General features: G+C 62.1%; 4 protein-coding genes. 2 read left to right on the top strand and 2 right to left on the bottom strand.

Annotation, left to right across the window (positions count from 1 at the left end):
* The first annotated feature begins 118 nt into the window (after positions 1 to 118).
* Both BC363_RS21760 and clpB read left to right on the top strand, forming a co-directional pair.
* Positions 119 to 1,126 (top strand): saccharopine dehydrogenase, encoded by a 1,008-nt coding sequence (locus tag BC363_RS21760; protein ID WP_065784943.1) that lies wholly within the window; start codon positions 119 to 121, stop codon positions 1,124 to 1,126.
* Between the two features lie 299 nt (positions 1,127 to 1,425).
* Positions 1,426 to 4,032, top strand: a complete 2,607-nt coding sequence (gene clpB, locus BC363_RS21765; protein WP_065784940.1) for an ATP-dependent chaperone ClpB — start codon at positions 1,426 to 1,428, stop codon at positions 4,030 to 4,032.
* Between the two features lie 237 nt (positions 4,033 to 4,269).
* Here the strand turns inward: clpB and BC363_RS21770 are convergent, their stop codons facing one another.
* Positions 4,270 to 6,219: a M23 family metallopeptidase gene (locus BC363_RS21770; RefSeq protein WP_065784944.1), complete on the bottom strand. Its 1,950-nt coding sequence runs from the start codon at positions 6,217 to 6,219 to the stop codon at positions 4,270 to 4,272.
* 85 nt (positions 6,220 to 6,304) lie between these two features.
* A partial coding sequence (locus tag BC363_RS35710) for a hypothetical protein (protein WP_210183663.1) occupies positions 6,305 to 6,648 on the bottom strand: 344 nt, incomplete at its 5' end.

Below are 6,648 nucleotides of genomic sequence, written 5' to 3' on the forward strand. Positions count from 1 at the left end.
CAGGCGATAAATATCCCAATCCCTTGACGCAACGCGTTTGCTACTTATCTACTGATGGTAACCTACTAATGGTAGGTTGGCAAAACGCCCACCTCTCTTCCGTCTAGGAGATATGAACATGTCGAGCAAGTTCTCACCCGTCCTGATCATCGGCGGCTCCGGCGTTGTCGGGTCACAGGCGGCCAAGGCGATCCGCAGGCTGCACCCCGGTCTGCCGCTGGCAATCGGGGGCCGGGATCTCTCCCGGGCGCAGGCCGTCGCCGACCAGGTCGGGGGAGCGATCGGTGTACGGATCGATCTCGACCGCGCCGATCTTGGCCTTGATGACAATGCCGCCTTCAGCGCCGTGGTCATCTTCGTCAAGGACGAGAGACTGACCTCGATGCGGTACGCGCAGAACAAGGGAATACCGTATATCAGCCTCTCCAGCGGAACGTTCGAGGTCGGGCCTGAGGTTGCACAGTATATCCATGCGCCGGACAAGGCGCCGATCCTGCTCGCCAGCCATTGGCTTGCGGGAGCGGCGATTTTCCCCGTGCTCGACACCCTCTCGTCCTATGAGACGGTCGATGCGATCCGCATCGGCGTGCTGCTCGACGAAGAGGATATGGGCGGGCCCGCGGCACTCGCCGACTACAACCGCATTACCGGCAAGGCGCCTGCCTCGCTCACGGTCAAGGACGGCAAGCTGCATTGGGCGAGCGGGCAAGAGGCGCTCGCGCGCTACAGAAGTGTCGATGGCGTCGAACTCGATGCTGCGGCCTATTCGCCCTTTGATGTCATGGCGCTGGCCGCGCGAACCGGCGCCAAGGAAATCCGGCTCGACCTTGCCTATAGCGTGTCCGCCAGCCGGCGGCGCGGCGAACCGTTTTCAACCGAGATCACGCTTGAAATCGCTGGACAGGCGAAGGACGGAGAACCGCTGACGCGCCGGCACGAGATCGTGCATCCGCAGGGGCAGGCGCCGTTGACGGCACTTGGCGTTGCCCTTGCGGTCGAGCGTATGCTCGGTCTTGCCGGCGGCGAGGCGCCCAAGGCCGGCCTCTATCTGCCTGAGGTGCTGATCGAGCCGGCCTACTACGTCTCCCGGATGAAGGAGTTCGGTACGTCATTTGTCGATCACTGACCTCTGAGCTGCCACTGAGGGCGTTCGTCTGAGGCCACCCGGCATGCCGGCATCCACTTGCAAATGGCCACGCATCGCAAAGAGGCGTGGCCGTTTGCATCCCCCGCAAGATTTCCTATTTGCGACATGCAATCAGCCCTTTAATTTCGAAAACCGCTGCCCCATATTCGCTTCGGACGCGTTGATCCCGCGCAAGGTGTGGATCGACGGCCAATGACAGGTTCGCCGAATGCGGGGGCCTGATCCTGAAACACCAGCGGGTGCCGTGTGACGGGCCTGGTGGGCTATGGAGGTAGAGAATGAATATCGAGAAATATTCCGAACGCGTGCGCGGTTTTCTGCAATCGGCGCAGACCTATGCGTTGGCGCAGGGACATCAGCAGTTCACGCCCGAGCATGTGCTGAAAGTGCTGCTCGACGACGACCAGGGCATGGCCGCCTCGCTGATCGAGCGGGCGGGCGGCGATGCGCGCGAAGCGCGCGCCGGCAATGATGCGGCCCTGGCAAAACTGCCGAAGGTTTCCGGCGGCAACGGTTCCGTCTATCTGTCGCAGCCGCTTGCTCGCGTCTTTTCGAGCGCCGAAGAAGCGGCCAAGAAAGCCGGTGACAGCTTCGTGACCGTCGAGCGCCTGCTTCTGGCGCTGGCGATCGAAAGTTCTGCCGCCACGGCCGACATCCTGAAGAAGGCGGGCGTGACGCCGACCAAGCTCAACCAGGTCATCAACGACATCCGCAAGGGCCGCACGGCCGACAGCGCCAATGCCGAACAGGGGTTCGACAGCCTGAAGAAATACGCCCGTGATCTGACGGCCGATGCGCGCGAAGGCAAGCTCGACCCGGTGATCGGCCGTGACGACGAAATCCGTCGCACGATCCAGGTCTTGTCGCGCCGGACCAAGAACAACCCGGTCCTGATCGGCGAGCCCGGCGTCGGCAAGACGGCGATCGCCGAAGGCCTCGCTCTGCGCATCGTCAATGGCGACGTGCCGGAAAGCCTGAAGGACAAGCGCCTGATGGCGCTCGACATGGGCGCGCTGATCGCAGGCGCGAAGTTCCGCGGCGAATTCGAAGAGCGGCTGAAGGCTGTGCTCAACGAAGTGCAGGCGGAAAACGGCGAGATCATCCTGTTCATCGACGAAATGCACACGCTTGTCGGTGCCGGCAAGGCGGAAGGGGCGATGGATGCCTCCAACCTCTTGAAGCCAGCGCTTGCGCGCGGCGAGCTGCATTGCGTCGGCGCGACCACGCTCGACGAATACCGCAAGCACGTCGAAAAGGACGCCGCCCTTGCCCGCCGCTTCCAGCCCGTCATGGTCGAGGAGCCGACGGTCGAGGACACCATCTCGATCCTGCGCGGCCTGAAGGAAAAATACGAGCAGCATCACAAGGTGCGGATCTCCGACTCTGCGCTGGTTGCCGCCGCGACGCTTTCCAACCGCTACATCACCGACCGGTTCTTGCCGGATAAGGCGATCGACCTGATGGACGAAGCGGCTTCACGTCTGCGCATGCAGGTGGATTCCAAGCCCGAGGAACTCGACGAACTCGACCGGCGCATCATGCAGCTGAAGATCGAGCGCGAAGCGCTGAAGAAGGAAACCGACAGCTCGTCGAAAGACCGGCTGGAGAAGCTTGAGCTCGATCTGGTCTCGCTCGAAGAGCAGGCATCGGCGCTGACGGCGCGTTGGCAGGCGGAGAAGCAGAAGCTTGGCCGCGCCGCCGACCTCAAGAAGCAGCTCGACGAAGCCCGCAACGAACTGGCGATCGTCCAGCGCAAGGGTGAGTTCCAGCGCGCCGGCGAGCTGACCTATGGCGTCATCCCCAAGCTCGAAAAAGAGCTTTCCGATGCCGAAAGCCAGGAGAACGCCAACGCCAATCCGATGGTGCAGGAGGTCGTGACCCCCGACAACATCGCCCATGTGGTTTCACGTTGGACCGGTATCCCGGTCGACAAGATGCTGGAAGGCGAACGCGAGAAGCTGCTTCGGATGGAAGACGAACTGGCGAAATGGGTCGTCGGTCAGGGCGATGCCGTCCAGGCCGTATCGCGTGCTGTTCGCCGTGCGCGCGCCGGCCTGCAGGATCCGAACCGGCCGATCGGCTCGTTCATCTTCCTCGGCCCGACCGGAGTGGGCAAGACCGAGTTGACCAAGGCGCTTGCCCGCTTCCTGTTCGACGACGAGACCGCGCTGCTGCGCGTCGACATGTCGGAATATATGGAGAAGCACTCCGTTGCCCGGCTGATCGGCGCACCTCCCGGCTATGTCGGCTACGAGGAAGGCGGTGCGCTGACCGAATCCGTCCGCCGCCGGCCCTATCAGGTCGTGCTGTTCGACGAAATCGAGAAGGCGCATCCGGATGTCTTCAACGTGTTGCTGCAGGTGCTCGACGACGGTCGCCTGACGGATGGTCAGGGTCGCACCGTCGACTTCCGCAACACGATGATCATCATGACCTCGAACCTCGGCGCGGAGTATCTGACCGGGCTCGGTGAGAATGAGGACAGCGATGTGGTTCGCGACCAGGTGATGGACGTCGTCAAGTCGGCCTTCCGGCCGGAGTTCCTCAACCGCGTCGACGAGATCATCCTGTTCCACAGGCTGCGTCGCTCGGAAATGGGCGCGATCGTCGATATCCAGCTGGCCCGGCTGCGCAAGCTGCTGTCCGAGCGCAAGATCACGCTGGAACTGGAGGACGACGCGCGGACGTTCCTGGCCGAAAAGGGCTACGATCCCGCCTATGGCGCCCGCCCCTTGAAGCGGACGATCCAGAAGTATCTTCAGGATCCGCTCGCTGAAAAGATCCTGCAGGGCGAGTTCCCGGACGGATCCGCCATCAAGGTTCTTGCCGGCTCCGACCGGCTGAACTTCAAGCGTGGCGCCGGCACGGAAAAGGAAGCCGCCTAAACCACAGAAACTGAAAAAGACCGCCCTTCGGGGCGGCCTTTTTCGTTCATGCGCTTGAAATTCCGCCGCTGCGGGGATCGCGGCCACCGCCTATCAAGGCACCAAACCGCTACTGCACAATTCCTTAAATCGGAATCGATTTAAGGACAAAACTATGCAGCAACTCAAAGTGTTACAGCGACCTTTGCGCGTCTAAATAGACGCGCAAAGGTCGCTGTAAGAGGTGGGTGTCGCAGGCTACTTGCTGGCGACTTCGCTGCCGTCCTTGTCCAGCAACTCGTCGATGCGGTCGCGCTCCTTCTCGAACTTCGCGAGCGCGTCACCGCCCAGCGATTTGCCGCCCGGCAGGCGGATGCGCAGCGGATCGACCTTGTTGCCGTTGACGATCAGTTCGTAGTGCAGGTGCGGACCGGTCGAAAGACCCGTCGTGCCGACCCAGCCGATCACTTGACCCTGGACCACTTTCGCGCCTGTTTTGACGGTCTTGGCGATCGCGCTCTGGTGGTTATAGGAGGAGACATAGCCGTTGGCATGGCGGATCAGCGTCTGGTTGCCGTACCCGCCGGAATCCCAGCCAGCCTTCTCCACCGTGCCGTTGCCGGCTGCAATGATCGGCGTGCCGCGGGGTGCCGCCCAATCGACGCCGGTGTGCATGCGCGAGAAGCCGAGGATCGGGTGGCGACGCATGCCGAAGCCGGAGCGGAAATGGCCGTTCGGCACGGGGTTGCGCAACAGGAACTGCCGGATGCTCTTGCCTTCGCTGTTGAAGTAGTCGATCGAGTTGTCGTCCGGATCCTGGAAGCGGTAGAAGGTCGTTTCCGCGTCGCCGAACTTCGCCCTGACGTAGAGCAGTTCGGATTCCGCCGTTGCCATGCCGCGATCGTCGGTGACCGAGAAGAAGGCTTCGAGCGAATCCGTTGGTTTCAGCTGCGCCTGGAAGTCGACATTGCTGGCGAGCAGCTTGACCACGAGCCCGACCATGTCGGTGTTCATGCCGTAGGACAGCGCGGCGCGGTAGATGCCGTCATAGACGCGCGGCAGATCGTGGGTGCTGGTGATCGTCGGCGTGCCGTTGTCGTCGAAGGCGGTCGCGACCGCATCGAGCTTGGGCGGCTCGGCGCCGGGCACGAAGCGGCCGCCGTCGTCGACGGCCATCGTCAGCACATGGCGGTTGCGCGAATAGACGGTGGCGCGAACGATGCGCGCTTCCTCGCCCTTCTGGATGATGCCGATGCGCAGGACGTCGCCGTCGTTCAGTTCCTTGGCGCCGAGCGCGTCGCCGATATAACCGGCTGCGTCTTCGGCCTGCGCCTTGGCATAACCGGCATTGACCATGGCGGTCGCGATGTCGATCTTCCGGCGTACCGGAATGATGTCGTCGGCATATTCGGTGCTTTGTTCGTTGATGCTCTCGTAAGCCGCGTCGCTCTTGTTCTGCTCGACGATGCGCGCGGTCAGGCCCTGCAGCAGGTCGAGGCCGTCGCTATCGGAGGCGAAACGCTGCGGGTCGACATAAAAGAGCGAAGCGACCTGGGTGCTGCCTTCGGTCAGCACCGAACCATTGGTGCGCACATTCTCCTCGACCTCGTCGAGCGACATCGAGCTGTCGAAGGTCAGGCTGGAGCCCTTGATCGGGAAATCGACCGTCTTCAGCGCCACTTCGGAATCGACGTTGGAGCCGTAAAGGGTGCCGGTGCGTGCGACCTGCGGTTCGGCATCGGCGTCGTCGGTGGAGAAGATCGTCAGCGGGTCGAAATCCGGATAGCTGTCGGAGACCTGGTGGTTGGCGGCAAGCGCCATCTTGACGTGAACAAAGGGCTGCTTGCGCACCACTTCCTTCTCGCCGTCATGGATCATCGTCGAGACTTCCATGACGGTCTTGTCGGCCGGCTTGGCAACGATGTTGGGAGAAAGGATGCGGTCGCCGCGCTTGGCATTGACCGGCGCGTTGCCGCCGTTCGATGCGTCGAGTGCTGCATAGGCTTCGGCGGGGATCGCCAGCTGCTGGCGACCGTCAAGCGCTGCGAAAAGGGCGACGCCCATAAGAAGGCTGGAGGTGATGCCCGTCAGGAATGTGCCTGAAAGCCAGCGCAACGAAATCTCGCGTCTGTCCGGCGCGCGCCGGCCGTCCGCAAGGATCGGCGGTTGGTCGCCAAGCGACCGGACCATTTTCTTGTCGGTGATCATTCCGAGCTGGGGGCCCCTGATTTCTCTTGCCGTATTCTTGCAGGCGATACGTTGCGCGAAGATGTGCATCTTTCACACACGGGAGTCAAATCGATCGGGAAGACAGGGGAGGGGAGCGCACACCCCTTTGTATGTGCGCATCCGCGTACCCCCATGCGCCCCCGCGTGACGCGCCGTTGATGACGCTTAGATCGATGGATTGTGAAGAAGTAAGGGCCAAAATGTGTCTCCACAGGCCGTTAGGACGGGCTGGAAAGTTTTTTCGGGGCAAAAAGCCCGCATTTCCGGACTTTGTCAGAAAACTGTCATTTTTTTTGAAATTGACTGTTGACGTCTGTGAGGATGGGGGTCTATAAGCCCGATCACTGACGAGGGCGGCGGCGCTGCTGGCGACGATGTCCTTCGTTCTTAAGGTTTCCTTGATTGGCG

The organism is Ensifer sp. LC384 (genome assembly GCF_001695865.1).
Taxonomy (GTDB): Bacteria; Pseudomonadota; Alphaproteobacteria; order Rhizobiales; family Rhizobiaceae; genus Ensifer.